Origin of the sequence: Salinimicrobium sp. WS361, assembly GCF_050750585.1 — a bacterium.
Classification (GTDB): Bacteria; Bacteroidota; Bacteroidia; order Flavobacteriales; family Flavobacteriaceae; genus Salinimicrobium.
The window spans coordinates 36,139-63,120 of the sequence record NZ_JBOJLM010000013.1 but is presented as its reverse complement, the minus strand read 5'-3'; the positions used below and the strand labels follow the sequence as shown (position 1 = coordinate 63,120).

At 41.3% G+C, this 26,982-nt stretch carries 15 protein-coding genes; all 15 read left to right on the top strand.

Annotated elements, in window-relative coordinates; all coding sequences use genetic code 11:
* The first annotated feature begins 30 nt into the window (after nucleotides 1-30).
* The 15 genes from ACQ93I_RS13050 to ACQ93I_RS12980 all read left to right on the top strand — a co-directional run bounded on the left by ACQ93I_RS13050 (nucleotide 31) and on the right by ACQ93I_RS12980 (nucleotide 26,971).
* Nucleotides 31-3,249 (top strand): SusC/RagA family TonB-linked outer membrane protein, encoded by a 3,219-nt coding sequence (locus tag ACQ93I_RS13050; protein WP_431698884.1) that lies wholly within the window; start codon nucleotides 31-33, stop codon nucleotides 3,247-3,249.
* Nucleotides 3,250-3,266: 17 nt separating this feature from the next.
* On the top strand, nucleotides 3,267-5,060 hold the full coding sequence (locus ACQ93I_RS13045) for a RagB/SusD family nutrient uptake outer membrane protein (protein ID WP_431698883.1): 1,794 nt from the start codon (nucleotides 3,267-3,269) through the stop codon (nucleotides 5,058-5,060).
* 30 nt (nucleotides 5,061-5,090) lie between these two features.
* Nucleotides 5,091-6,644 carry a DUF5123 domain-containing protein gene (locus tag ACQ93I_RS13040; RefSeq protein ID WP_431698882.1) on the top strand — a complete coding sequence of 518 codons (1,554 nt, stop codon included), beginning with the start codon at nucleotides 5,091-5,093 and terminating at the stop codon, nucleotides 6,642-6,644.
* Between the two features lie 199 nt (nucleotides 6,645-6,843).
* Nucleotides 6,844-11,916: a pectinesterase family protein gene (locus ACQ93I_RS13035; RefSeq protein WP_431698881.1), complete on the top strand. Its 5,073-nt coding sequence runs from the start codon at nucleotides 6,844-6,846 to the stop codon at nucleotides 11,914-11,916.
* On the top strand, nucleotides 11,913-13,763 hold the full coding sequence (locus tag ACQ93I_RS13030) for a right-handed parallel beta-helix repeat-containing protein (RefSeq protein WP_431698880.1): 1,851 nt from the start codon (nucleotides 11,913-11,915) through the stop codon (nucleotides 13,761-13,763). The genes ACQ93I_RS13035 and ACQ93I_RS13030 overlap by 4 nt, the downstream gene beginning before the upstream one ends.
* A 203-nt stretch (nucleotides 13,764-13,966) precedes the next feature.
* Nucleotides 13,967-16,222 (top strand): pectinesterase family protein, encoded by a 2,256-nt coding sequence (locus ACQ93I_RS13025; protein ID WP_431698879.1) that lies wholly within the window; start codon nucleotides 13,967-13,969, stop codon nucleotides 16,220-16,222.
* 13 nt (nucleotides 16,223-16,235) lie between these two features.
* Complete coding sequence (locus ACQ93I_RS13020) at nucleotides 16,236-17,459, top strand: glycoside hydrolase family 88/105 protein (protein WP_431698878.1); 1,224 nt, start codon at nucleotides 16,236-16,238, stop codon at nucleotides 17,457-17,459.
* A gap of 17 nt (nucleotides 17,460-17,476) precedes the next feature.
* Nucleotides 17,477-18,481: a DUF4861 family protein gene (locus tag ACQ93I_RS13015; protein WP_431698877.1), complete on the top strand. Its 1,005-nt coding sequence runs from the start codon at nucleotides 17,477-17,479 to the stop codon at nucleotides 18,479-18,481.
* A gap of 1 nt (nucleotide 18,482) precedes the next feature.
* Entirely contained in the window at nucleotides 18,483-20,126 is a 1,644-nt protein-coding gene (locus ACQ93I_RS13010) for a glycoside hydrolase family 43 protein (protein WP_431698876.1), read from the top strand.
* 13 nt (nucleotides 20,127-20,139) lie between these two features.
* Nucleotides 20,140-21,828, top strand: coding sequence for a glycoside hydrolase family 28 protein (locus tag ACQ93I_RS13005; protein ID WP_431698875.1), 1,689 nt, complete (start codon nucleotides 20,140-20,142; stop codon nucleotides 21,826-21,828).
* A 67-nt stretch (nucleotides 21,829-21,895) separates the two neighbouring features.
* A complete protein-coding gene (locus ACQ93I_RS13000) occupies nucleotides 21,896-22,645 on the top strand; it encodes a rhamnogalacturonan acetylesterase (protein ID WP_431698874.1) in 750 nt (249 codons plus the stop codon).
* A 188-nt stretch (nucleotides 22,646-22,833) separates the two neighbouring features.
* Nucleotides 22,834-23,670, top strand: coding sequence for a 5-dehydro-4-deoxy-D-glucuronate isomerase (gene kduI / locus ACQ93I_RS12995; RefSeq protein ID WP_431698873.1), 837 nt, complete (start codon nucleotides 22,834-22,836; stop codon nucleotides 23,668-23,670).
* Nucleotides 23,670-24,434, top strand: a complete 765-nt coding sequence (locus ACQ93I_RS12990) for an SDR family NAD(P)-dependent oxidoreductase (protein ID WP_431698872.1) — start codon at nucleotides 23,670-23,672, stop codon at nucleotides 24,432-24,434. Before kduI ends, ACQ93I_RS12990 begins: the two co-directional genes overlap by 1 nt.
* Nucleotides 24,435-24,463: 29 nt before the next feature.
* Complete coding sequence (gene uxaC, locus ACQ93I_RS12985) at nucleotides 24,464-25,867, top strand: glucuronate isomerase (protein WP_431698871.1); 1,404 nt, start codon at nucleotides 24,464-24,466, stop codon at nucleotides 25,865-25,867.
* Nucleotides 25,868-25,930: 63 nt separating this feature from the next.
* Nucleotides 25,931-26,971, top strand: coding sequence for a PfkB family carbohydrate kinase (locus tag ACQ93I_RS12980; protein ID WP_431698870.1), 1,041 nt, complete (start codon nucleotides 25,931-25,933; stop codon nucleotides 26,969-26,971).
* The last annotated feature ends 11 nt before the right edge of the window (nucleotides 26,972-26,982 follow it).

Here is a 26,982-nt window from a genome sequence, read left to right as displayed (position 1 = left end):
ATTAACCAATTTTAGTCCAGAATTATGAGTATGAAATTATTTAGTCTTTTCTCTAAGGAGTTTCTTTTGGTCTGCGGGTTTCTCCTGCTACTGGGAGTGGATGCGCAGTCTCAGAATACGACCACTGTGAATGGTATTGTAGTTGACGCAACAACTCAGGAACCTCTTCCTGGTGTCAATATTCTTGAAAAAGGAACTTCTAACGGAACTATGACAAATTTTGATGGAGAGTTTTCTATTACAGTTTCGAGCCCTAATGCTGTTTTAATATTCAGTTACGTGGGGTTTGCGCCTCTCGAAGTTAAAGTAGACGGAAGAACTACAATTGATGCGGCACTTGAGTTGGATCAAAATGCTCTAGATGAAGTTGTAGTTGTAGGTTATGGTACATCTAGAAGATCAGATTTAACAGGGTCGGTAGCGTCTATTTCCGGAGAAAAGCTAGACGAACAGGCCAGAGCTAGTGTGGCTGAAACCCTTACTGGGAGACTTCCCGGGGTACAGGTGCTCGCTACCGAAGGTTCGCCAGATGCCGAAATTAATATTCGAATACGAGGTAATGGTTCATTAACACAGGATAGTTCTCCTTTAATTATTGTAGATGGATTTCCTGTGGCCAGTATGTCTGATATCAGTCCGACCGATATTTCCAGTATTTCGGTCTTAAAAGATGCATCATCTACAGCTATCTATGGGTCCAGAGGGGCTAACGGAGTTATTATCATAACTACCAAAGATGGGGTTAGCGGGAAGATCAATGTAAGTGTAAATGCTTTTCATGGTTTTCAAAAAATTGCTAATACCATCGATGTTTTGAGTCCCGAAGACTTCGTCAAGTGGCAATATGAATATGCATTACTTGATGATCCAGAGAACCTCGACTCCTATGAACAACTTTTTGGACTTTGGCAGGATTACGACCTATATGTCGGCCAGGAAGGAAATAACTGGCAAAAACAAGTCTATGGTAATATGGGTGAAGTTCAAAGTCATGATATTTCTATAAGAGGTGGATCTGAGAAAGCCAACTACAGCTTTAATTATGCTCATTATGATGTAAGTACTATAATGTTAGGTTCAGCTTACACAAGAGATAACCTGTCACTGGCACTTAAGAGCCAGGCAGGTGAAAAGGTAGATTTGTCTTTTACAGTAAGGTATTCAGATACTGAGATTGATGGTGGAGGAACCAATGAGCAAAATGAAGTTTCTTCTGCAGATTCAAGGCTTAAATATAGTGTTCAATATTCCCCAATACCTATTTCTGGTCTTACCACAACGAACACCGATGAGGCCTTGACAGGATATTTGGTTAATCCTTTTGTAGCTACTGCCGATAACCAGAGACAGCAACTGAGAAGAAATTATAATATGCTTGGAAGTTTTGGATGGAATATTATGGATAATCTAAGATTTCAATCGGATTTTGGTCTTGATTATCGTATTGAGCAAGACTACCGCTATTATGGTAGGTCTACTTATTATGCAAGAAATAAACCTTCTGCAAGCAATCAGGGATTGCCATCTTTAGTCTATAGTGATCGAAAACGTGAAAGCTTTAGAAATGCCAATACCATTAATTATGACTTCAACAAACATCTTGGAGAAGATCACAATCTCAAATTATTGGTAGGGCAGGAGATGATCCTAACTAAGGATAATGAAGAAACGGCTGAAATTCAGGGATTTCCTAAAGATTTTGATTTTGAGACAACAAGAAAATTAACTACGCAGGGTATCCCGCAAAGTGTGGACAATTTTTACCGGCCTGATGACAAGCTTTTGTCCTTCTTTGGTCGTGTAAATTATGACTTCAGAAGTAAATATTTACTTACTGCAACTTTCCGGGCTGACGGGTCAAGTAAATTTTTGGGTGATAATCGATGGGGATATTTTCCATCTGCCGCAGTAGCCTGGAAATTGAATGAAGAAGACTTTCTTCAAGACGTAGAATGGCTGGATGCTCTAAAGTTAAGATTAAGTTATGGGGAGGCAGGGAATAACAATATTCCCGCTGGTCAAACGGTACAAAGCTTCCAGTCAAAAACCACAACTTATATTAATGGCATCCCCACATATTGGGCGGCTTCAAATGCCCTGGCTAATCCTGATTTGAAATGGGAGACTACTGTAACACAGAATGCAGGTATTGATTTCGAAATTATGAGGGGACTACTACAAGGTAGTTTTGAGACCTATAAAAATGTGACAACAGATCTATTGCTTGCTTTTAGGACACCGGGTTCAGGATATGAATTTCAATACCGTAACCTTGGGGAGATTCAGAATACCGGAATCGAGGGGGCTTTAAATTTTTATCCGCTGGCAGAGGAGAATTATGGGTTGAGTTTTGGCTTAAATATGTCGGCCAATAAGAACAAGATTAACTCCTTGGGTACTTTAGAAGATTACCAGGACTATTCGGGGTGGGCTTCTTCAGAGATTTCTAACGGGGATTATGCTGTTTGGGTAGGACATCCGGTTGGAGCCATGTATGGTTTTAAGAATGATGGTCGCTACGAAGTGTCAGATTTTAATTATGACCCTGAATTGAATTCTTACACTCTAAAATCTGATGTAGTAGATGCTACAGATATTGTGGGGGAGATAATGCCGGGATCTTTAAAACTAAAAGATATAAATGGAGATGGGGTAGTGAATATTGAAGATAACTCTATAATTGGAGATGCAAATCCCGATTTCACAGGAGGGTTTGTCATAGATGCTTATGCTTACGGATTTGATTTTTCTGCAGCTTTTAACTTTAGCGTAGGAAATGATGTATATAATGCTAATAAAATACAGTTTACAACTGCTAGTGAAAGTGGTCAATACAGAAATCTAAGTACTGTAATGGCAGATGGTAACAGGTGGACGAACCTTAATCCTGAAACGGGACAGCTCATATCCGATCCTGAAGAACTGGCAGCTGCCAATGCTAACACTACTATGTGGTCGCCTTACATGCGTAATTATGTATTTAGTGATTGGGCAGTGGAAGATGGTTCATTTCTGAGATTGAATACACTTACATTAGGTTACACCTTGCCAGAGTCTCTTGTAGCAAAAGCTAATTTGACCAAATTAAGAGTGTATGCAACTGCAAATAATGTGTTTATTCTTACCAACTATTCTGGTCTTGATCCTGAGGTTTCTACCAGAAGAAAAACGCCACTTACACCAGGGGTAGATCATTCTCCATTTCCAAGAAGTAGACAAGTTGTATTTGGTGTAAACCTTAATTTTTAAAAAAAAATTACTTGAAAATGAAAAACTTATTTAAAATCTTTTCGGTATTGCTTCTAATAATCGTTGTAGTTTCTTGCGAGGATGATTTTCTAGATGAAGACTTCTTGGAAGCGCCTGCAAATTCAACACTTGATAAATCGACTATTTTTTCTACACTTGATTTAGCGAAGGGAGCTGTGGATGGCATTCTTGAACCCATGGGACAGACTAACTCCTATAGGGGAAGATGGATCCCTTACTACGGGTTTAATACTGATGTTGAGTATAACTACAGTTCTGGCAGTGAAGGTTCGGATGCCGATTTGTTGTATTATGATGCCAAGCCCAGCAATTCCAGAATGAATACAGACAATAATGTCTGGGCTATGATGTATCAGGGGATTGAGAGGGCAAACATAGCTATAGAAAACCTTCGTCTCTTTGGAAATCCTGAACCCGGGAACGCCTTTGGTCAACTTTTAGGAGCGGCACTAACATATAGAGCAATCTATTATGCAGATCTTATGAAAACCTGGGGGGATGTTCCTGCTCGTTTTGAGCCAATTTCTTCAGAGACGCTATACTTACCAAAAACCAGTCGCGATACCATATACAAGAAACTTATTGCAGATCTTGGTGAAGCAGCTACTTTAGTTGCATGGCCAAATGAAAATGCTACAACCTCTTCCGTAGAACGTATAAATAAGGCTTTTGTAAAAGGATTCAGGGCTCGTCTTGCTTTGGTAGCTGCCGGATATCAACAATATCCTGATGGGGTGAGAAGAAGCAATGATCCAGATCTCTCTGTTGAGAAAATGTATCGTCTGGCTCTTGAAGAAGCCCGTGCTGTTATAAACAGTGGAAGGGCACATCTTGAACCATCTTTTGAAGGCTTCTGGAGGAAGTACAATAGTGAAGACACCAATGCGGGTGGAGAATCTCTTTGGGAAATACCTTTCGCCGATGGTCGTGGCAGGGTGTTATTTTCATTTGCTGTGCCTCACAACACTGTAGACCAATTTACAGAGCAACCGCGAGGTGGTAATGCCGGGCCTACGCCAACAATATATTATGATTTTGATGAAGGCGATACTCGTAGAGATGTTTCCGCTGTACCCTTTGAGTGGGGTGCTGCAGTAGATGGTATTGCGCAACAGGAACTCACTGGGATTAACAGGTGGTACTTCGGAAAATATCGATATGAATGGATGGATCGTAAGGTAACTTCCACAAATGATGACGGGGTAAATCTTATTTACATGAGATATGCTGAAGTTCTTTTAACTGCTGCTGAAGCGGCTAATGAACTGGAAGGCCCGGGAGCGGCAGCGCCATATCTTAAGGAAATTCGACGCAGGGCTTTCCCTACTGAACTTCATGCAGAAAAGGTAGATGCTTATGTAGATGCTCTTGGTTCTAAAGAAGAGATGTTTAATGCCATTGTAGAAGAGTACAAGTACGAATTTACAGGAGAAATGGATCGAAAAATGGATCTGATCCGCTGGAACCTTTTGGGGGAGAAACTGGACGAAGAAAAGCAGGAATTAGAGAATCTTGAAAATAGAACTGGAGATTATGCAAATGTACCTTCCACCCTTTATTATAAATATGAGGATGATGGATATACACTAGATATCTACGGGTTAAATAGAGGGGAAACCGGAAACCCGGGACCAGAATATTCTGCATATTCATGGGACCAGCCCCTGGATGAAATAATTAACTCGTTGAACAAGCCGGGAGTTGATCCAGATAACAGACAATTTTGGCCAATATGGCAGGTCTTTATAGATGCGAGTAACGGTCAATTGGTGAACGATTACGGGTACTAGAACCCAATAAACAGAATCAATTTATAAATTATGAAAGTAAAAGATATCTTTAAAAGTCTACTAATGGCTATCCTGGTTGCAGTTACTATTACGGCATGTGATTATGATAAAGAGCTAATCGAAGAGCTTCCGGTAAGCCGGGAATTTGCGCCAGTGAATTTAAAAGCCTTCGTAAGGAATCAGTTAAATGTAGAGTTGAACTGGACTGTGAACGAAGATGCAAATAGTTATATAGTGGAGTTTTCCAATGATTCATTACAATTCAACAATATTGTCAAAACAGTTGAGGTGAATCCAGATGAATTACCGGTTCTGATACCTTTAGAAAGTGAAAAGCTTTATTCTATTAGAGTTAAAGCAATAAGCGAAAGGGGCATCGATGATTCCTCCTGGGCTACTACCACGGTACGAACTTTAACCGAACAAATTTTTATAGAAGTTCAGCCCGGGGATATTGTGGCTAAAGAGGCTACATTAAGATGGACTCCGGGAAGTGAGGTTACCGAAATTAAACTCAATCCCGGGGATATCACCCATACCATTACAGCAGAGGAAATGAATCAGGGGGTGGCCACGATTACAGGCCTTACTTCAGAAACAGAATATACTGCAACTTTACTCAATGGGGAGAAAATAAGAGGGATTAGAATATTTACCACAGGAATTGACATTGGAGATGGAATATTGGTTACTCCTGAAGACGATCTTTTGCAAATGATCGCCGATGCAGAAGAAGGTGCCATACTGGTACTTGAACCCGGTGATTACACTGAACAAACCGGAACTGTTACTCTTGATAAATCTATTACCATTAGAGGCTTGAGAAGTTTTGACAAGCCTTTGCTTACTTTGAATTTTGAAATTGTTGGAGGTGCTACAGATGTTGCCTTAATAGATCTTGAATTAAATGGGGGTGAAGGTGCAGCATTACTATCAGATGCAATAAGATATACAGGTGCCGGAAATTTCAATTCCTTATTCATTAGTGGAAGTAATATACATGATTATGGCCGCTCGTTTATTGCTGGAAATGAAACTGGTGCGATTTTACAAACGCTTACTGTGGAAAACAGTATTGTTTACAACATTTTAACTGCAGGTGGGGATTTTATAGATTTTAGAAGTTCAGATGTTCTGAATGTCCACATTAATGCAAGTACTTTTTATAACGTTGCCCCAGACCGTGATTTTATTAGGATGGATGCCAGTGGAACGTCTAATGAAACTGGTTTAACTGCCAATATCCTTATTGAAAACACCACCATTTACGCCAGTTCTAATAAAGATAGTAGCAGGTTGTTATATGTCCGGTTTGTATCGAATGACGTAACCGTAAGAAATACGTTAATCGTAAATACTGCATCCGAAGGTTATGCCGATAGATCTGGTATTGATGAATCTCCAACCTTTAGAGATAATAATTACTTCAATGCTCCAGGATTTTATGATACCTCGCAATATATTTTCGATGATAGTAACTATATGACACTTGATCCAGGTTTTGTTGATCCGTCAACAGGAGATTTTACTGTCACAAATCAAACATTAATAGATAATAACGTGGGTGACCCGCGTTGGAGATAAGATGGTAGGTTAGTTTAGATGCGAAAAAGGGGGTGCGTTGTAATGACGCAAACCCTTTTTTACACTTTACTGAGACAAGAGTATTTCAAGAGGATAATCCTTAAAAAAAAGAAGAAGAGCTACGCGCTTTTAAATTTAAAAGCAGTTAAGAATCCTGACATAGGATAGGATGTATTTTTAATTTTAAATCTTGTAAAGAATGATTAAACAATTACACTTCATATCCCTCTTTCTCTTAATAGGGATTTTTACTGGGTACTCCCAGGAGCAAAATATAGTCACTTATGATTTTACCGATGGGACTATAATAAGTGCTAAACAAAGCCCTGATGGCAAACTAACCCTGGGAGGAGATTACTCATTTCACTCAGAGACCTATGGGCTCAATCTCAAAATTGATCAGGAAATAAATGTTTCTGTGGAGGGGAGCGCTACCATACGCTTCATAGGTTCTAAACATTCTGGCCTTAACATGGTAGGTACAGATGTGTCTACAGGAGCATCTTTGGGCGAAGTACCAACAAAGGTAGTCAATGACCTTGAGGACACCTATGAATTTACCTATACAGGACCTGCTACAACTTTAAATTTTAAGACTGTTGCCGGAACAGGTAATGATACCTACCTTCCCGGTTTAGAGGTGGTTACTGAGCAGGCTGTATCAATCCCCTCTGAGGACCTTACCCAGGTTTGGGATTTTGGTGCATCACAACTCGATGAGTCTCAATATTTAAATATGTTGACTGAAGAGATCATCAATTCATGGTACGATGAATCCATTACGCCAGGAAGCTCAGATAATAAATTGCCAGATTTTACTGTTGGTGATCTAAGCTTGACCGGAGGCGGTAGTGATCGTTTACGAACTTCTAATACAAACCTGACCCGTTACGATGAAAATATTTCAGATTACGACGAATTTAAGGGAAGGATCTATATAAATTCATCAGGAGCCACAAACCGGTATTTCAGTATAGAGCTTAATGAGGATGATGTTGTAACTATATGGACGCTTACTCAAGAGGGTAACGGAAATATCCATTTTGAATATATTTCAGATCCAACCTTTCAAAACTATATCGTAGCTGTTGGAGAGGAACTTACTGAATTAAACTTTACTGCAAAAGCTGCAGGCACCTACCGTATCTATGATGATACAGATAAGCCTAGCTACTTTAGAATAGCACGTAAAATTGCTACCTATGCTGCACTTAGTGGAAATGTAGATCTAACTGATGCTGCAGGAATTCCCAATAACTATATCATAAATTTCACTAACGAGGCAGGAAAAACCTGGAGTGCCGAGGTTGATGGGGGATCTTATCAGGTAGATTTACCTGTAGGTTTTGAATATAGCATTTCACTGGAAGGAGCAGAAGGATATGAAATTACTAACGGTACAACTTTAAGTGTCGATGAAAGTACTTCCACTTACAACATTACTGTAGAGGAAATTGGCAGTGGCACATCTAATGGTCTACCAGATGTTTGGGATTTTGGGGCAGCACAACTTGACGAGTCTCAGTACAATAATAAATTAACTGAAGATATTATCAATTCGTGGTATGATGAGTCCATTCCTCCGGGAACTGCAGGCAATGTCTTCCCGGATTTTACTGAAGGTGATTTGAGCTGGGTAGGCGGCGGAAATGACAGGTTACGTACTTCTAATACCAACCTTACCCGATATGATGAAAATGTTTCATCTGAGGAATTTACGGGAAGAGTTTATATTAATTCGAGAGGAGCGCGCGACAGGTACATGAGTCTTGAGCTTAGTGAAGATGATGAAGTGACACTTTGGGTTCTTGGTCAGGATGGAGTTGGTCAACTTCATTTTGAATATGTTGCAGATCCAGACCTACAGGACGATGTTGTAAGTGTGGGCGGTGAACCCATGGAGGTAAATTTTGCTGCAAAAGCCAGCGGAACCTACAATATCTATGACGCGGCCGATAAACCAAGCTATTTTAGAATTATAAGAACTCCGGCTATTTACGCCAGCCTCAATGGAAATGTAGATCTTTCAGCCGCATCGGGGATTCCTGTTGATTATTCTATAACTTTTACAAATAGCGCTGGAAAAAAATGGAATGTCATACCAACAGATGGAACTTACCAGGTAAAATTACCGGTAGGTTATGAATATAATCTATCTCTCGAAGGAGCCAATGGTTATATTATTTCCAATGGTAGCAGCCTGGAGGTAACTGAAAGCACTATATCTTACGACATAACTATCCAAAAAGTAGAGATTTTTACTGTTTCTGGATCGGTGATTGGTCTGGGGAAAAATATCTCAGACCTGGCACTTACTTTTACTCCAGATCCAGATGCCAATAGTATTTATGTTCCTCAGCCTATGCTTGATGTTGATGCTGAAGCCTATTCTGTACAGTTGCAACCTAATATTGAATATACTATAGAGGCAGATGGCGTGAACGATTTTCACATCCCCGATAATACCGTTCAAATTACTGGAGCAACAACTACAGATATTGTTTTTAAACCAAAACCATTACAGAATGTAACAATCGAAACTAATGGATTAACTGAGGCTCAAAAAGGGGATTTAACGTTAACCTTTACAAATATTAATGAACCAGATTATTTTTATACTTTCTCAGATATAAATTCTGTAGCTCTAAGAGACGGGGTTTATGAGGTAAGTGTATCTGGTTTGGAAGCATATCCAGTAGAACTTTCCCTTACTTCTTATTTGACTGTTGATGGAGAAGCAGTTACCAAAACGCTTGACTTTGAAAATGTTTCAAATTGGACTTTTGACGATACAAATATTACTGTTGAAACAGAATATTATAAGGGTCTAATTTTTACAGGAAATATTAAAAATGAGCAGGCCAAAGGCCATCTGTCAGCAGGAAGCGAAGGCACAATTTCGGTTCCCATGCAGCCCGGACAGAAAATGGTGGTTACTTTTTATTATGCTGCCGATTTTACCATTGACGGCGGTGAGGCAATAACCACCAGCAGTGGCAGTACTTCACAAATGGAGTATGTTACCTATACTTATTCGGGTACCGAAGCAGGAATGGCTGAGATCACAATTAATGCTACTTCCTATATTACCAATATTGAGGTAATAGATGTGGTGGCTTATTCTGAAGTAATTACAGTAGGAAAAGATAAAGATTATCAAACCATAAATGCTGCTCTCGTTGCAATTTCAAGGATGGCCAGGCCTAATGATGAACGTGTAACGGTTCTTATAGATTCAGGAAATTACGAGGAAATGGTAGTAATTAAGGAAGATAATATTACTCTAAAGAACGCCGCATCCATTCCAAGTATTGAATTGACAAATGAAGGTGTAGGTATTGCAGATAACGCCGTTCGTATCACCTCCTATTATGGTTATGGTTACAACTATTATAGCCAGGGAACTGATAATAAAGGGAGCGAAGATGCGCTGGAGGTTAATAAAGCCAATGGAAGTCAACCATACAATAACGTTTCAGGAACTACTAATGGTTCTTACTGGAATGCTACTTTAGTGGTTGCAGCAGACGGTTTTATTGCTGAAGATCTAATTATCGAAAATTCCTTCAACCAGTATATCTCTCAAAAAGAATCTGAAGACGTAGTGGTAATGGTTAGCGGTAACAGAGGTGAACGTCCTACCGATTATGGCAATACCAGCGTGCAGGATCGAAGCTTTGTTGAACGTGCCGCTGCAATAGGAATTGCGAGTGGCTCAGACAAGATTATTCTTGACAAATGTCGAATCGTGGGAAGACAGGATTCCTTCTACGGAGGGTCTGATTCCCGTGTTGTGATCTATAAAGGAGCTATGATGGGTGCTGTAGATTACATTTTTGGCGGAATGACCGCTGTTTTTTACAAATCTGACCTGGTTCTTAATACCAGTGATGTAAGTAGTGATGCTGCTTATATTACTGCTGCGCAACAAGACGGAGGAAGAGGGTTCCTTATGTACGAGACTAATATTATTTCAACAATACCAGGTGTAAATACAGCTTCAAATCAGGGTTCCAAACCTGGCTTTTTTGGAAGGCCATGGCAGGCAAATACCAGCGAAGTTGTTTTCTATAATACCAATATTGCCGTTTCTACTTATCCAGGTTTTGAAGGAAAGTCTTTGATCGAACCAGAAGGTTGGAAAAGCTCCCTGGGTGGTGAATCTGAAAAAATGTACGAATACGGAACTTTAGAAGCTTCCGGAGAAAATCACATGAATGATCGTGTGTCGTGGTCTACGGTGCTCAATAGCCCTGTGCTTAATGATGACACCGAGATCAAACCTTTCAATTTCACTAAAGGGAATGATGACTGGGACCCGCTACCAAACCTAATAGCGACTGATGATTCCGATAATGATGGGATACTTGATGTGGATGACAATTGCGTATTCACACCAAATGCCGACCAGGCCGATTCTGATGGTGACGGGATTGGAGATGTATGTGATGATAGTGACGGCGACGGACTTGTAGATAGTGAGGATAGCTGTCCTAATTCTACTGAAGGAGCGACCGTTGATGTTTTTGGATGTGAAGTTTTTAATTTGCCATCAGATAATTTCAATATAGCTGTGCATGATGTGAGCTGTAATGGAAACGGAGACGGGTTTGTATCCATCACTGCCAAAGATCCAAATTACACCTATAATGTTTCATTATCTGGTGCAGGTACAGGTTCTGCTACACTTTCATCTTCTAACAACTTTTCAGCAAAGATTGAAAATTTAGCTGCGGGTAGTTATGATATCTGTATGACTGTTGATGGACAGGATGGATATGAGCAGTGTTTTAAAATAACAGTAGAAGGACCAACTCCTTTAGAAGCTTATTCTTCGGTAGATTATGCGGCTAATACTGTGACCTTATCATTAGATGGGGCCGACCTTTACACAATTGAACATAACGGGAATATCACGACCACATCACAATCTCAAGTAACCTTAGATCTTAAGCCAGGCACGAATAAATTTGCTGTCTATACAGATTCTGGCTGTCAGGGAATTTTTTATGATGAGGTATTAATGTCTGAAGAGGTTGTACTGTTTCCAAACCCAACCCGGGGAGATCTTAAGGTCTATATCAATGGGTTAGATCCCAATATACATGTTTCCCTGCTTGACCTTAATGGAAAGGAATACTTCTCAGGAAGAATGGAAATTCCTGCAGACAGATTGCTTCCACTCAACCTTACCAACTACAGGGAAGGTGTGTATTTCCTTCAATTGAAATCCGCCACGGTAAGTCAAACTATTAAAGTGATTAAATTATGAAAAACATAAAAAATATATCCTGTATAAAAATGTTCTTCATTATTCTGCTGGGCACTATAACAGTTTCCTGTTCAGAAGATGATGATGCCGAAATTATTTCTGCTACACCTCCCGGAAAGGCCGAACTGGTTATGCCGCAAAATAATACAGAATGTGAAGTAGGAGACGTTATTGCGAATATGGTCGAAGTAGCTTTTGAATGGAATGAAGCTATTGATGCAGAAAGGTATGATCTTTTAATTACCAATCTGGTAACGCAGGAAGTAACACAGCGACCTAACCTTACCTCGACCTCACTTGTAGTTAGACTCGAAAGAGGTTATCCATATTCATGGAGTGTGGTAGCGAAAAATGCGGGAGAAGAGACTACCAGTTCAGATCCTCATAAATTTTATGTTGCGGGTGAGGCAGGATCTAATAATGCACCTTTTCCGGCGACATTAGTTTCACCTGCTTCCGGGGTAACGGTATCTCCTGTTGATGGTAAGGTTACTTTAACCTGGGAAGCTGCTTCCGCAGATATTGATGGAGATCCTCTTACCTATACATTATTTGCTGATGAGGTTGATGGCAGCCAGGAACCATCTGAAGAATGGAAAGGGCTTACAGTTTCTACCATAGATGTTGAAGTAGAACCCAATACTGTCTACTACTGGCGTATTGAAACCAGCGATGGAAAGAATATTGCTTTAAGTAACACCTACTCATTCCGAACTGGAGATAATACTTCCTCAATAGACGGTAAAGTGGTTTCTACATCACAGGAAATTCTGGATGCAATTTCAGTAGCCATTCCCGGTGAAAATATATACATCCGTGGAGGTGATTATACCTTCGATGCTACCATAGAAATAAACACCAGTGGTAGTGCGGGTAATATGATCTCCTTGTTGGCTCATCCCGGTGATGACACCAGGCCAAAATTTGATTTTTCTTCAATGGCTGAAAATTCTTCCAATAGAGGTATAGAGTTGAAGGCAAATTACTGGCACATCAAAGGCATTGATGTTACTAAGGCAGGAGACAATGGAATGCAGATAACAGGAAGCAACAATCTTGTTGAGTTCTGTACTTTTTCTGAATGTGCAGATACAGGGCTTCAGTTGAACAGTGGTGCTGCGAACAATACTATACTTAATTGTGACTCTTTCTTCAATGCAGATTCTACACTAGAAAATGCTGACGGATTTGCCAGCAAATTAGATGTAGGTACCGGTAATAAATTCGTGGGATGTAGGGCGTGGCAAAACCTTGATGATGGTTGGGACGGTTATTTAAGAAATGCAGATAATGTCACTACTATTCATGAAGATTGCTGGTCAATCCAAAATGGATATCTCAAGGATGGTTCTGTAAGCGGTGGTGATGGAAACGGCTTTAAAACGGGCGGTAGTGATAACAAAGATTTGAAGCATAATGCGATTTACATAAGGTCTATTGCTGTAGGAAATAGGTATGATGGCTTTGACCACAACAGTAATAGAGGAGAGGTGACACTTTACAATTGCTCTGCTTATGATAACGGAACCAATTATGGTTTTGGCAGTACAAATCCACTTGAAAAGTTAACAATTAAGAATAGTAATGTTCTTGGGGAAGTTGGCAGCATCAATGCGACTACTCTTGATGTGACCAATAACAGTTGGATGGAGGGAGTTGAATCTTCTGTAAATGATTTTGTGAGTATAGATTATTCTGAATTAACAGGTCCCAGGAAGCCTGACGGTAGCCTCCCCGACGTTAGTTTTTTCCATTTAGAATCAGACAGTGATTTGATTGACGCAGGAGTGGATGTAGGCTTACCTTACAATGGTGCTGCACCAGATCTTGGAGCTTTTGAATTCTAAATAATTCCAATGATTAGAAAAAGAATATTTATTTAAAAAAATAAGTTTAGAAATCTACTCTACTAGGCACTATTAACCGGGTTTTTATAATCCGGTTGATTTTGCCTAATTAAATTTATGGTAGAAGGAGTCTTGAAGACGGAACGAAAGCCTTTAAGATCCAATATTATTAGAAAACTTTTGAAGAGAAAAAAATAAAAAATATGCGCAAGTGCCTGGAGAAAATAAAATTTTTAATTGCAGCTATACTGGTAGGCTTGCCCTTACAGGCACAGCAACTGGCTTTTCCTTCAGCCGAGGGCTTTGGAAGGTATGCAACCGGTGGCCGGGGCGGCATTGTTTACACCGTTACAAACCTAAATGATGATGGAGAAGGAAGTCTTAGAAAAGGCATTTTAAAGGATGGTCCTCGTACTATTGTTTTCGCAGTTTCAGGCACTATAGAACTCGAAAGGCCATTAGATATCAACAAAGGCAATCTTACCATTGCCGGGCAGACTGCGCCGGGAGATGGCATTACCATTAAGGGCTATCCTGTGGCAGTAAAAGATGATAATGTCATCATTAGATACATGCGCTTTAGGATGGGCGACATCAAAGGCATTGCCGATGATTCCTTTAAAGGACGGGGTGTCAAAAATGTCATTTTAGACCACTGTTCTGTAAGCTGGGCCACAGATGAAAATGCCTCTTTCTACCAGAATAAGGACTTTACAATGCAGTGGTGTATCATTTCTGAAGCGCTTAACAGTTCTGTGCATTCCAAAGGAGATCACGGTTACGGCGGAATCTGGGGTGGCGAAAATGTCTCTTTTCATCATAATTTAATTGCCAGCAACCACAGCAGAAATCCTCGTTTCAGTGGCTCAAAAACTACTGAAAATCTTGATGGGGAATTTGTGGACTTCAGAAATAATGTGATCTACAACTGGGAAGATAACAGTATTTACGGCGGTGAAAACGGTCGTTATAATATTGTAAATAACTATTTCAAACCGGGTCCGGCTACCGAAGATGAGGAGAGGATTTTAGAGCCGTATGATCCCTACGGAAAGTTCTATGTAAATGGAAATTTTGTTGAAGGTTCAGAAATGGTGACAGAGAACAACTGGAATGGCGGAGTGCAGGGAGATGATCCTGAAGCCGCACGTGTCAATGATCCTTTTGATTATAACAATAATGTTGACACCCAAAACGCACGTACAGCCTTTGACCTGGTGATGAAAAAGGCAGGTGCCAGTTTAAAAAGAGATGCGGTTGATATCAGGATTATCAACGAAACCAGAAGCGGAAAAGCCACCTACGGCAACGGAATCATTGACTCACAGGAACAGGTGGGCGGCTGGCCAAAATTAAGAAGTGGAACAGCACCCAAAGATTCCGATGAAGATGGAATGCCCGATGCCTGGGAAAAAGCCAAGGGTATTGACGCTACTAAAGAAAATGCCAATGGGCATGATCTCGATAACGGCTATACAAACCTCGAAATTTATTTAAATGAACTTGTTGATAAAGAAACCGAAACTGCAGCCGTTAATTCCGCTACTTATGATTTTATAGTTTCAGCCGATGATTCCGGGGATTTTAAGACTGTGCAGCAAGCAATCAATGCGGTGCCCGATTTTAGAAAAGCACGGACAAGAATTTTTATAAGATCAGGGATTTATAAAGAGAAGTTAGTACTTCCTGCTTCAAAAACCAACGTCACTTTTATAGGAGAAGACAAAGTTTCCACCATACTTACTTATGATGATTTTGCGCAAAAACTTAATGTTTTTGGAGAGGAAGTAGGTACCACAGGTTCCACTTCTTTCTTTGTCTTTGGAGACGGTTTTCACGCTACCAATATCACCTTTAAAAACAGTGCCGGACCTATAGGACAGGCTGTGGCAGTAAGAGTGGATGCTGATAAAGCCATTTTTGACAACTGTAAATTTTTAGGTTTCCAGGATACACTTTATCCGCACGGCAGGAACAGTAGGCAATACTACCGCGACTGCTATATTGAAGGTACTACAGATTTCATTTTTGGGTGGTCTACTGCAGTGTTTGAGAATTGTGAGATTTATTCTAAAGAAGGCGGCCATTACATCACCGCTGCTTCAACTGAAGAAGGTGCGAAGTATGGTTTTGTTTTCCTGAATTGCACGCTCACCGGTGATGCACCAAAAGGAACTGTTTATATGGGACGGCCCTGGAGACCTTTTGCTCAGACAGTTTTTATAAACACAAAGATGGGTGAGCATATTAAAAAAGAAGGTTGGCATAACTGGAATAAGCCACATGCCGAAGAAACGGTTCTTTATGCAGAATACAACAATTCAGGTCCGGGATGGGCACCTTCAGAAAGAGTGGAGTGGGCGGTACTACTTACCTCAGATTTATCAAAAAAATACACTGTAGAACACATTTTTGGAGGGACAGACGCCTGGAACCCTTCAGAAGTTTTGAACTTTTAAATTCCATAGAAAAATGATTAAATCCCTTAAATCGAGCATTTATTTACTCCTTCTGTTTATTGCATTCACCTCTTGTAAGGGAACTGAAGAAGAAACTGCCGCTACAGAAGCAACCCCAGTAAAAAAGGAACATAAATATTCCACCTGGATGGCCGATTCAGAAATTAAGAGAAATCCTGAAGGCTGGACACTTGATTTTAATGAAAAGCCAAAATGGGAATATACTCACGGGCTTATCATGACTTCAATGGAAAAGCTTTATAAGGTTACTGGCGACGAAAAGTATCTCAATTATATCAAGAATTTTGCTGAATTTATGGTGAATGAGGAGGGCGAGATCAAAACCTACAAGCAGTCAGATTATAATATTGACCGGGTACAGGGAGGCAGGTTCCTTATTGGCCTTTACAAAGAAACAGGTGACGAGAAATATCGCAAAGCTGTGGAAATGTTGAGGGAGCAGATGAGAGAACACCCACGTACTTCTGAAGGCGGCTTCTGGCACAAAAAGATCTATCCTTATCAAATGTGGCTGGATGGCCTTTACATGGGTTCTCCATTTCTTGCCCGCTACGCTGCGGAGTTTAATGAGCCGGAATTATTTGATGATGTCGCCAACCAGTTTGCACTGGTAAACAAATACCATTACAGTGAAGATTCTGGACTTTTCCACCATGCCTGGGATGAAAGTAAAGAACAACGCTGGGCAGATCCTGAAACCGGGCTTTCTTCAAATTACTGGGGAAGAAGTATAGGCTGGTTTGCCATGGCTGTAGTTGATGTCCTCGATTTCCTTCCGCAGGAACACCCCAAAAGAGATGAAATTGTGGATATCGCTCAAAAACTGGCCGAAGGTATCGTTCGTTATCAGGATGAAACCGGGGTTTGGTATCAGGTAGTAGATCAGGGGGAAAGGGAAGGAAATTACCTGGAAGCTTCAGCATCGAGTATGTTCGCCTATTTCCTGCTTAAAGGAGTGGGCGAAGGGTACCTTGATCCCAAATTCCGTGAAGCAGGAGTTAAAGCCTATGAAGGAATCCTGGAGCAGTTCATTGAGGAAAATGAAGACGGTACCATCAGCCTTACAGATGTCAACGGGGTTGCCGGCCTGGGAGGTGATCCCTACCGGGATGGTTCGTATGAATACTACATCAATGAAATCATTAGAGACAACGATCCAAAAGGAGTGGGGCCATTTATTCTTGCCTCACTTCAATATGAAAACCTTCAACAATAATCATGAGAAACACTAATATGAAGTCACTATCAAAATATTTAATCCTTTCACTCATTATTGCAGCAACAGCCTGCAAAAACAAGGATGACAAGAAGCAGCGTTTAATCCCTGAAGACAACAAAACTTCTCAGCCTCAAACTTATGCCGAGATCTCGGTGAAAAAGGACGGACAATGGGAAGGTCGAGAATACAGGGGCGGCACTTTCGAAAATGTGCAGGAACTTACCCTTCCCCCGGAACATACAGATCACTCTTACTACATTAGGTATGAAGGTCCGGGCTGGGAGAATGCACAGGTGGGGTATAGATTATATCTGGACTGGAGAAACGCTATAGATATCTTCGGAAAGAAAACTGACACTATGGTGCTGCCACAAGTGGGCCAGGACGGTTTCGATTCTTACCACGAAGAAGCTGCCTGGGGGATGGATATCCTAAAAGCCGGGAAATCTCTGGGAATTGGGAGCTACGGCCGCTTTATGAATGATACTGTAGCACACTTCAGAAATGTGGGAAACACCCGTGCGCAGGTCTCAAATTCTGAAGCTTCTTCTGAAGTGAAAATTGAATATTCAGATTGGGCAACAGGTGCAGACACTGTAGATCTTACTTCAAGCCTCACTATTTTTCCTGAAGGGAGATATACAAAAGCGACTTTAGATCTTTCAGAACCTCTTGAAGGTTTAACCACAGGGATCGTAAAATCCGAAAATATTGAGTTGCTTCAGAAGGAAAGTGAAGGCGGAGAGTGGGCATACATCGCCACTTATGGAACCCAGACTTTAATTAATGATCAGGACAAACTGGGAATGGCTTTATTCTATAAAACTAATGAAGTAAAAGAAGTAAAAGAAGGTCCACATGATCACCTGGTGATCTTTAATGAAACTGCAGAACCTGTAACCTATTATTTCCTTGCTGCCTGGGAACAGGAGCCGAACGGTATCTCTACAAAGGAGGCATTTATGGCTGAAATTGATAAGCTTTTAAACAGTCTTCAGGACTCCGGAAAATTAGAATAACATGAAAAGACTTAGAAATTTAGCAGCATTTTTGATTCTTTCAGTTTTAGGAGGAATTACAACAAATGCTCAAAAAAGCGAAAATTTTAAGTCAGAGGTCTGGGTGGCAGATCAGGGAGATGGAACATATATAAATCCCATTTTACATGCAGATTATTCCGATCCCGATGTGGTGAGAGTGGGCGATGATTTCTACATGACCTCGTCTTCGTTTAATTCTGCACCGGCTTTACCAATATTGCATTCCAAAGATCTGGTGAACTGGCAGCTTATAAATCATGCTTTACCAAGGCAGGTGCCCGACGAACATTTCAGCTCCCCCCAGCATGGGAATGGAGTTTGGGCACCGGCATTTCGATACCACGAAGGTGAATACTACATCTATTGGGGAGATCCCGATTTTGGGATTTACATGGTGAAAACAAAGGATCCTGCCGGGGAGTGGGAAGAGCCTGTACTGGTGGAATCCGGGAAAGGACTTATCGACCCTGCGCCCCTTTGGGATGAAGATGGAAAAGCTTACTTATCCCATGCTTTTGCCGGAAGCCGGGCAGGAATTAAGAGCATTCTGGTAGTGAAACCCATGAACTGGGAAGGCACAAAAACTACCGGTGCCGGGAAGATCGTTTTTGATGGACATGAAGATCATCCAACTGTAGAAGGGACTAAGTTTTACAAAAAAGCGGGCTATTATTACATTTTTGCCCCTGCCGGAGGAGTTTCTACAGGATGGCAGTTAATTCTGCGGTCTAAAAACCCTTACGGTCCTTACGAGGAGCATGTTTCTTTGGCTCAGGGAAATACCGATATCAATGGGCCTCACCAGGGAGCGTGGATCGAACTTGAGAATGGCGAGGACTGGTTTATCCATTTTCAGGATAAAGGGGCTTATGGTCGTATCGTTCATATGCAGCCCATGACCTGGAAGGACGGGTGGCCTACCATGGGAGAAGATAAGGATGGTGACGGTACCGGGCAGCCGGTAATGTCTTTCCGCAAACCAAATGTCGGAAAAACTTATCCCGTAGTTACGCCCAAAGATTCAGATGAATTTGAGGGCAATGATATAGGTCTTCAATGGCAATGGCAGGCAAATCCTCAAGCTACCTGGGCCTTTGCTAATCCGGCAAAAGGACAGTTAAGGCTTTATGCGCACCAGTTGCCAGACAACAGTAAAAATCTTTGGGATGCACCCAACCTTTTACTTCAGAAATTCCCTGCAGATGAATTTACCACTACTACCAAACTGACTTTCCATCCCAATGAAAAGCTGGAGAATGAAAAAGCCGGACTCGTAGTGATGGGAATGGCTTACGCTTATCTCGCTCTTGAAAGTGAAAATGACGGTATTTATTTAAAGTACGCAGTAAATAAAAATGCTGAAGAAGGCAATGAGGAGCAAGAGCAGGTGATAAAGAAGCTCGATGGGAATTCCATAGTGTTACGCGTGAAGGTGAACAAGGATGAAACCTGCACATTTAGTTACAGTGAAGATGGTAAACAATTCACTCCGGTGGAGGGAAGTTTTAAGGCCCTGCCCGGAAAATGGATAGGAGCAAAAGTGGGAATTTTCGCCACTCAGGAAGAGAAGATCAACGACTCGGGTTATGCCGATTTTGACTGGTTCAGGTTTTCCAAAAAATAAATAAAAAAAAGTGATGAAAAAGGACATTTTTAAAGCCTTAGCAGCAGTGTTGTTCCTGGTGTTTGGAACAAACCCGGTGGAGGCACAGGTAAGCCTTCAGCAGATGTATGAAGGGCTGGAATTTGATATGCCTGAAGTTAAGGAAACTTCCTTTCCCGATTATTCCAGGTCAATTACCGACTTCGGGGCACAATCGGGAGGCACCTTCAAGAATACTGAGGTCTTTAAAATGGCAATTTCAGAGGTGAATTCTAAAGGTGGTGGAAAAGTAATTGTTCCCCGCGGGATTTGGCTTACCGGTTCTATTGAGCTAAAGAGTAATATCAATCTCCACCTCGAGGATGGAGCATTATTGCTGTTCAGCAGGGATTTTGACGATTATTCACTAGTACATACTAGTTTTGAAGGCTTAAATACAATTCGAAATACTTCTCCCATTCATGCTACCAATGTAGAAAACATTGCCATTACGGGTACCGGAACTATTGACGGGAACGGGGATGCATGGAGACCTGTCAAAAAGGGCAAAATGTCGGCAAATCAATGGAAAACCCTGGTGAATTCCGGCGGAGTGCTTTCAGACGATGAGAAAATGTGGTTTCCTTCAGAAAATTCGAAATTAGGATATGATCTTTCCACAGATCAAAACGTACCAGATCTTGAAGGGATTGAGGCACATCGAAAGGTGAAGGATTATCTTAGACCGGTGATGGTGAGTCTTGTCAACAGCAAGCGAATTCTTCTCGACGGGCCTACTTTCCAAAATTCTCCTGCATGGAATATTCACCCGTTAATGAGCGAGGACATAATCATTAGAAATATCAATGTTCGTAATCCCTGGTATTCTCAAAACGGGGACGGTCTGGATATCGAATCCTGTAAAAATGTATTGGTCTATAACAACACCTTTGATGTGGGTGATGATGCCATCTGTTTCAAGTCGGGTAAAAACAAAGACGGCAGGGACAGAGGTATGCCAACAGAGAATGTCGTGGTGAAGAATAATATCGTTTACCATGGCCACGGCGGAGTTGTGGTAGGTAGTGAGATGAGTGGCGGAGTTAAGAACGTCCATATTTCAAACTGTACCTTTATGGGAACCGACGTCGGACTGCGGTTTAAATCTACCCGCGGAAGGGGTGGAGTAGTGGAGAATATCTATATCTCTAATATTGATATGCTCAATATTCCTACAGATGCTATAAGATTCAATCTTTTTTACGGCGGAAAGGCTCCAGTCCTTGATGAGGGTGAGGAGGAAATGGAAGAAGTTCGCGATGAAACTCCTATGCCAGTAACTGTAGAAACTCCGTCGTTCAAGAATATATTTATGAAGAACATTCGGATAGTTGATTCTCACAGGGCAGCCTTTTTTATGGGTCTGCCAGAAATGAACGTGAAGAATATCAGGATTGAAAACTCAATTTTGGAAGCTGAAAAAGGGATCACAGCTATAGACGTAGATGGTCTGGAATTGATCAACGTTAAGGTGATCGCAGGGGATGATTCTGCCATCACTTTATACAACACCAAAAATGTTGACGTGAAGAATCTTTCTTTTGCTGAAAACGGAAAAATCCCGGTGCGGGTTCTGGGCACTCTATCCAAAAATGTAAAATTTGAAAAGGAAGATTTTTCTGCTGCAGGTAGACAGATCGAGCAAGATAAAAAGCTTCCCAAAAAAGCAGTAATCCTTAACTGATATGAGCCTCAAATCTTTAATTTTAATTTGTTCCGCGTTTGCAGTTCTTTCATTTCAGAAAGAAGAAGTGACCAAAGTTTATCTCATAGGAGATTCCACCATGGCCGACTATAGTAATAACTATGATCCCGGCAAGGATTACATGAAAACCCGGTATCCTATAATGGGATGGGGGCAGGTGTTTCAGGAAAACATGAGCAAAGAGCGGCTAAAACCTTTGTCGCATATTATAAATGCCGATTCTGTAGTTGTCGACGACCGCGCCAGGGGAGGGCGCAGTACCCGAACGTTTTTTGAAGAAGGAAGATGGTCATCGGTTTATAAGGATCTCAAAAAGGGAGATCTTGTACTAATGCAGTTTGGGCATAATGATGCGGCTGAAAATAAGCCGGAGCGGTATGTAACTGTAGAAGGATATAAAGAATACCTGCGGCTTTACGTAAACCAAACCCGTCAAAAAGGTGGAATTCCGGTGATTCTAACACCCGTGAATCGGAATTACCCATGGGAAGACGGGAAGCTGCAAAACGTGCACGGAGAGTATTATACGGCTGCTGTAGAAGTAGCCGAGGAACTAAATGTGTACCTTATCGATCTCACGCAGAGGTCTATGGATCACTTTACTGAAAAAGGAAAAGAATATGTGACAAACAAGTATTTCATGAACTTTGGCCCCGGGATATACGAGGCTTATCCCGAGGGTAGTAGTGATAATACCCACTTCCAACCCGAAGGGGCCAGGGCAGTGGCTCAACTGGTTTATGAAGGATTGGTAGATCTAAAGCTTCAGAAGAAAAAAGTAGAGCGTCAAAAATGACATTTTTGAGCAGGAATTTTTTTAGTCGTTTCAGGCGGATTTTAACGCTTAGGAAAACCTTTTCGCCGAAAAAATTCTATATTTGTGTAATCGATTGCATAAATACCGATCCCAAGAGGGAAAGGGCTGAAGTTAGCGGCTTCAGCTCCTGAATAAAAATCAAGTAGAACAGAAAAAACAAAATCGAAATGACAAAATCTGAATTGCGTTACGCACATCACCCAAATGATGTAAAAAGATATACCACCCAGGAATTGCGGGAGCACTTTTTGATCCCCGAACTTTTCAAAAATGATGAGATCAATCTTACCTACTCCATGTATGACCGTTTTATCGTGGGAGGAGCTTTTCCCGTAGAAAAAGACCTGAAACTTGAAACTATAGACGACCTTAAAGCTGAAAACTTCCTGGATAGAAGAGAACTGGGAGTGATCAATGTAGGGGGAACCGGAGTTGTCGAAGTTGATGGAAAGGAATTTCAGCTTGCGCATAAAGAAGCTCTTTATGTTGGAAAGGGTGTCAAAAATGTCATTTTTAAGAAGTCTTCTGGAGAGCAACCTGTTTTCTATTTGAATTCAGCTCCCGCCCACAAAGAATATCCCACCAAAAAAGTTGGAAAAGAAGATGCCGAAATAGTTCATTTGGGAGATGAGAAATACGCCAACAAAAGGATCCTCAATAAACTCATTGTAAATAGCATAGTTGAAACCTGCCAGTTACAAATGGGGATGACCGAACTTGTTGAAGGCAACGTTTGGAACACTATGCCTCCCCACACCCATGAACGTCGTATGGAGGCTTATTTCTACTTTGATCTTGAAGAAGGTCAAACCATAAGCCACTTTATGGGTCAGCCAGATGAAACAAGACACATCTTTATGAAGAACCATCAGGCGGTTTTATCTCCGGAATGGTCTATTCACGCCGGCGCCGGAACTTCAAACTATACCTTTATCTGGGGAATGGCAGGTGAAAACCTGGATTACGGGGACATGGATAAAGTAGATCCCGATAACCTGAAGTAATGATGGAACTATTTGATCTAACCGGAAAAACGGCATTGGTTACAGGTTGTAACCGCGGAATTGGTTTTGCAATGGCCCAGGGCCTTGCAGAAGCAGGCGCAGATATCATCGGGGTTTCTACCAGCCTTAAGGCAGAAGGTTCTGAAATTGAAAAAGCTGTACAGGCTGCAGGAAGAAAATTTTCAGCCTATCAATGCGATTTTTCAGACCGAAAGAGTCTTTACGCTTTCATAGAAAAAATAAAATCTGAAAATGCTATCATAGATATCCTGGTGAATAACGCCGGAACAATCATGAGGAAACCCGCCGCCGAACATCCCGATGAATACTGGGACAAGGTGATCGAGGTGAATCAAAATTCTCAGTTCATTTTGACCCGGGAGATCGGGAAAGAAATGATCAAGAGAGGAAGTGGGAAAATTATTTTTACAGCCTCCCTTCTCACTTTCCAGGGTGGAATTACAGTGCCGGGCTACGCTGCTTCAAAAGGTGCCGTAGGGCAACTTGTAAAAGCCTTTTCTAATGAATGGGCCTCAAAAGGAGTACAGATCAATGCAATTGCTCCCGGTTATATTGCTACAGATAATACAGCAGCCTTAAGAGAGGACGAAGATAGAAGTACTTCAATCTTAGCCCGTATTCCTGCAGGAAGATGGGGAGAACCCGAAGATTTCAAAGGACCTGTGGTCTTCCTCGCTTCAAAAGCCAGTGATTACATGAACGGGTCTGTTGTATTGGTTGATGGTGGCTGGATGGGTCGCTAACTCCATAATTTTTGAATAAACAGTTGAAAATGAAATCCAATAAATTTATATCAGACGATTTTTTGCTCTACAGTCAGCAGGCAAAAGATCTATATAACAACTATGCCAAAGAGCAGCCAATAATAGATTATCACAATCACCTTTCTCCAAAGGAAATTGCTGAAGACCGGCGCTTTGATAATATCACCCAGGTGTGGATTGCCGGCGACCATTACAAGTGGCGTGCAATGCGTACCCTGGGCGTGGATGAGAAATATATTACAGGAGATGCTTCAGATAAGGAAAAGTTTATGGCCTGGGCAAAAACTGTCCCTCATACGCTTCGTAATCCGCTTTACCACTGGACACATCTTGAACTTCAGAGGTACTTCGGAATTGATGAGCTTCTTAATGAAGATTCCGCAGAAAGAATTTATGAGGAGGTGAATAAAAAGCTTCAGCAACCTGAATATTCCTGCCGCGGACTCTTGAAGAAGATGGGAGTGGAGACGCTTTGTACTACCGAAGATCCCCTGGACACTCTGGAATATCACAGGCAATTGGCTAATAATGACTTCGGAATTAAAGTGAGCACCGCTTTTAGACCAGATAAAGCAGTGCTTATTGAAGCTCCTTCCTTCAATTCTTATGTAGATCAACTGGCCGAAGTTGCCGGGTCTTCAATTGGTTCTTATAAGGATCTTAAGAAGGCTTTGCGAAATAGGATCGAATTTTTCCACGAGAATGGCTGCAGGTTATGTGACCACGGATTGAATTCAATTTCCTTCGAGGAATTCACAGATGAAGAAATAGGTTCTATCTTCTCGAAAAAGAGAAATGGAGAGGAATTAACCGCCGTGGAAGCTGATAAATTCAAAACTGCAATGCTTACTTTCTTAAGTGAGACTTACCATGAATTCGGGTGGGTGCAGCAGTTTCATCTTGGAGCTTTAAGGAATAACAACAAGCGTATGCTGGACGAACTGGGGTCTGATACAGGTTGGGATTCTATTGGAGATTACTCCCAGGCAGAAAAGCTTTCCGGGTTCCTTAATAATCTTGATGGAAAAGATAAGCTCGCAAAGACAATTTTGTACAACCTTAATCCTGCAGATAATGCAGTGTTTGCCAGCATGATAGGAAACTTTAATGACGGGAGTGTAAAAGGTAAAGTGCAGTTTGGATCTGGCTGGTGGTTCCTTGATCAAAAACAGGGAATTATAGACCAACTTGATGCCCTGTCTAATATGGGATTAGTAAGCGTGTTTATTGGGATGTTGACAGATTCCAGGAGCTTCCTTTCTTTTCCGCGGCATGAGTATTTTCGAAGAGTTTTATGTAACTTGTTTGGCGAAGAAATGGCTAAAGGAGAATTGCCCAATGATATGGAATTAGTGGGACAAACTATAGCTAATATTAGTTATAAAAACGCAAAAGAATATTTCAATTTTTAAAGCAGCTGGACTTGTTGCAAACAGGATCTACAGCTGGAATATAGATTTAATAAATAGAGTTTTATGAAAAAAGTAGTGACTTTTGGTGAAATAATGTTACGCCTTGCCCCGCAGGAACATCTTCGATTTTCACAGGCAAATAATTTTGATGTAGTCTACGGTGGTGGAGAATCTAATGTGGCTGTGTCTTTGGCCAATTATGGAGTGCCTGTAGATTTCGTTACCCGCTTGCCAAAAAATGATATTGGTGAATGTGCGCTTATGGAAATGCGCAAGAGAAATGTAGGTACAGATAAGATCATTTTTGGAGGAGATCGTCTTGGAATTTATTTTTTGGAAACCGGGGCAGTGAGCCGTGGGAGTAAAGTAGTTTACGACCGTGCTCATTCGGCCATGTCTCAAATTGAGAAAGGAATGGTTGACTGGGATGAGGTTTTCGACGGTGCAGGATGGTTCCACTGGACAGGGATCACCCCCGCAATTTCCCAGGGAGCAGCCGATGCCTGTCTTGAGGCTGTAAAAGCTGCAAGAGCAAAGGGAATCACCATTTCAACCGATCTTAACTATCGTGCAAAACTTTGGAAATACGGCGTAGAGCCGGAGGCAATTATGACCGAGCTTACTTCTTACTGTGATATTATCCTCGGAAATGAAGAAGATGCCGAAAAGCACTTCGGAATCAAGCCGGAAGGTCTTGACATTACTACTCAGGGACAACATGTAAAAGCTGAAGCTTTTCTTTCTGTTTGTCAGCAAATGATGGAGAAGTTCCCGAATGCTAAGAAAGTAATTACAACTTTAAGAGGTTCACTTTCAGCTTCCCACAATACATGGGCTGGAGTTCTTTACGATGGAGAAACAATGTTCAAATCTCCTGAATACAACATTACCCACATCGTAGACAGAGTGGGAGGAGGAGACTCCTTCATGGCAGGATTGATCTACGGACTTTTGAAATATCCTGAAGATGATCAAAACGCACTGAACTTTGCCGTAGCCGCTTCAGCATTGAAGCATACCATCAAAGGAGATGCGAACCTGGTAACTATAGATGAGGTTAAGAAATTAATGGGCGGTGACGCTTCAGGTCGTGTGGCCCGATAATAATATAAGAT

Excerpts from the sequence above, each read along its gene's own strand:
- ACQ93I_RS13025 (WP_431698879.1), top strand. The coding sequence starts at position 13,967 with ATGCGCAAGTGCCTGGAGAAAATAAAATTTTTAATTGCAGCTATACTG.
- ACQ93I_RS13020 (WP_431698878.1), top strand. The coding sequence starts at position 16,236 with ATGATTAAATCCCTTAAATCGAGCATTTATTTACTCCTTCTGTTTATT.
- ACQ93I_RS13030 (WP_431698880.1), top strand. The coding sequence starts at position 11,913 with ATGAAAAACATAAAAAATATATCCTGTATAAAAATGTTCTTCATTATT.
- kduI (WP_431698873.1), top strand. The coding sequence starts at position 22,834 with ATGACAAAATCTGAATTGCGTTACGCACATCACCCAAATGATGTAAAA.
- ACQ93I_RS13035 (WP_431698881.1), top strand. The coding sequence starts at position 6,844 with ATGATTAAACAATTACACTTCATATCCCTCTTTCTCTTAATAGGGATT.
- uxaC (WP_431698871.1), top strand. The coding sequence starts at position 24,464 with ATGAAATCCAATAAATTTATATCAGACGATTTTTTGCTCTACAGTCAG.
- ACQ93I_RS13010 (WP_431698876.1), top strand. The coding sequence starts at position 18,483 with ATGAAAAGACTTAGAAATTTAGCAGCATTTTTGATTCTTTCAGTTTTA.
- ACQ93I_RS13015 (WP_431698877.1), top strand. The coding sequence starts at position 17,477 with ATGAAGTCACTATCAAAATATTTAATCCTTTCACTCATTATTGCAGCA.
- ACQ93I_RS12980 (WP_431698870.1), top strand. The coding sequence starts at position 25,931 with ATGAAAAAAGTAGTGACTTTTGGTGAAATAATGTTACGCCTTGCCCCG.
- ACQ93I_RS13040 (WP_431698882.1), top strand. The coding sequence starts at position 5,091 with ATGAAAGTAAAAGATATCTTTAAAAGTCTACTAATGGCTATCCTGGTT.
- ACQ93I_RS12990 (WP_431698872.1), top strand. The coding sequence starts at position 23,670 with ATGATGGAACTATTTGATCTAACCGGAAAAACGGCATTGGTTACAGGT.
- ACQ93I_RS13005 (WP_431698875.1), top strand. The coding sequence starts at position 20,140 with ATGAAAAAGGACATTTTTAAAGCCTTAGCAGCAGTGTTGTTCCTGGTG.
- ACQ93I_RS13045 (WP_431698883.1), top strand. The coding sequence starts at position 3,267 with ATGAAAAACTTATTTAAAATCTTTTCGGTATTGCTTCTAATAATCGTT.
- ACQ93I_RS13050 (WP_431698884.1), top strand. The coding sequence starts at position 31 with ATGAAATTATTTAGTCTTTTCTCTAAGGAGTTTCTTTTGGTCTGCGGG.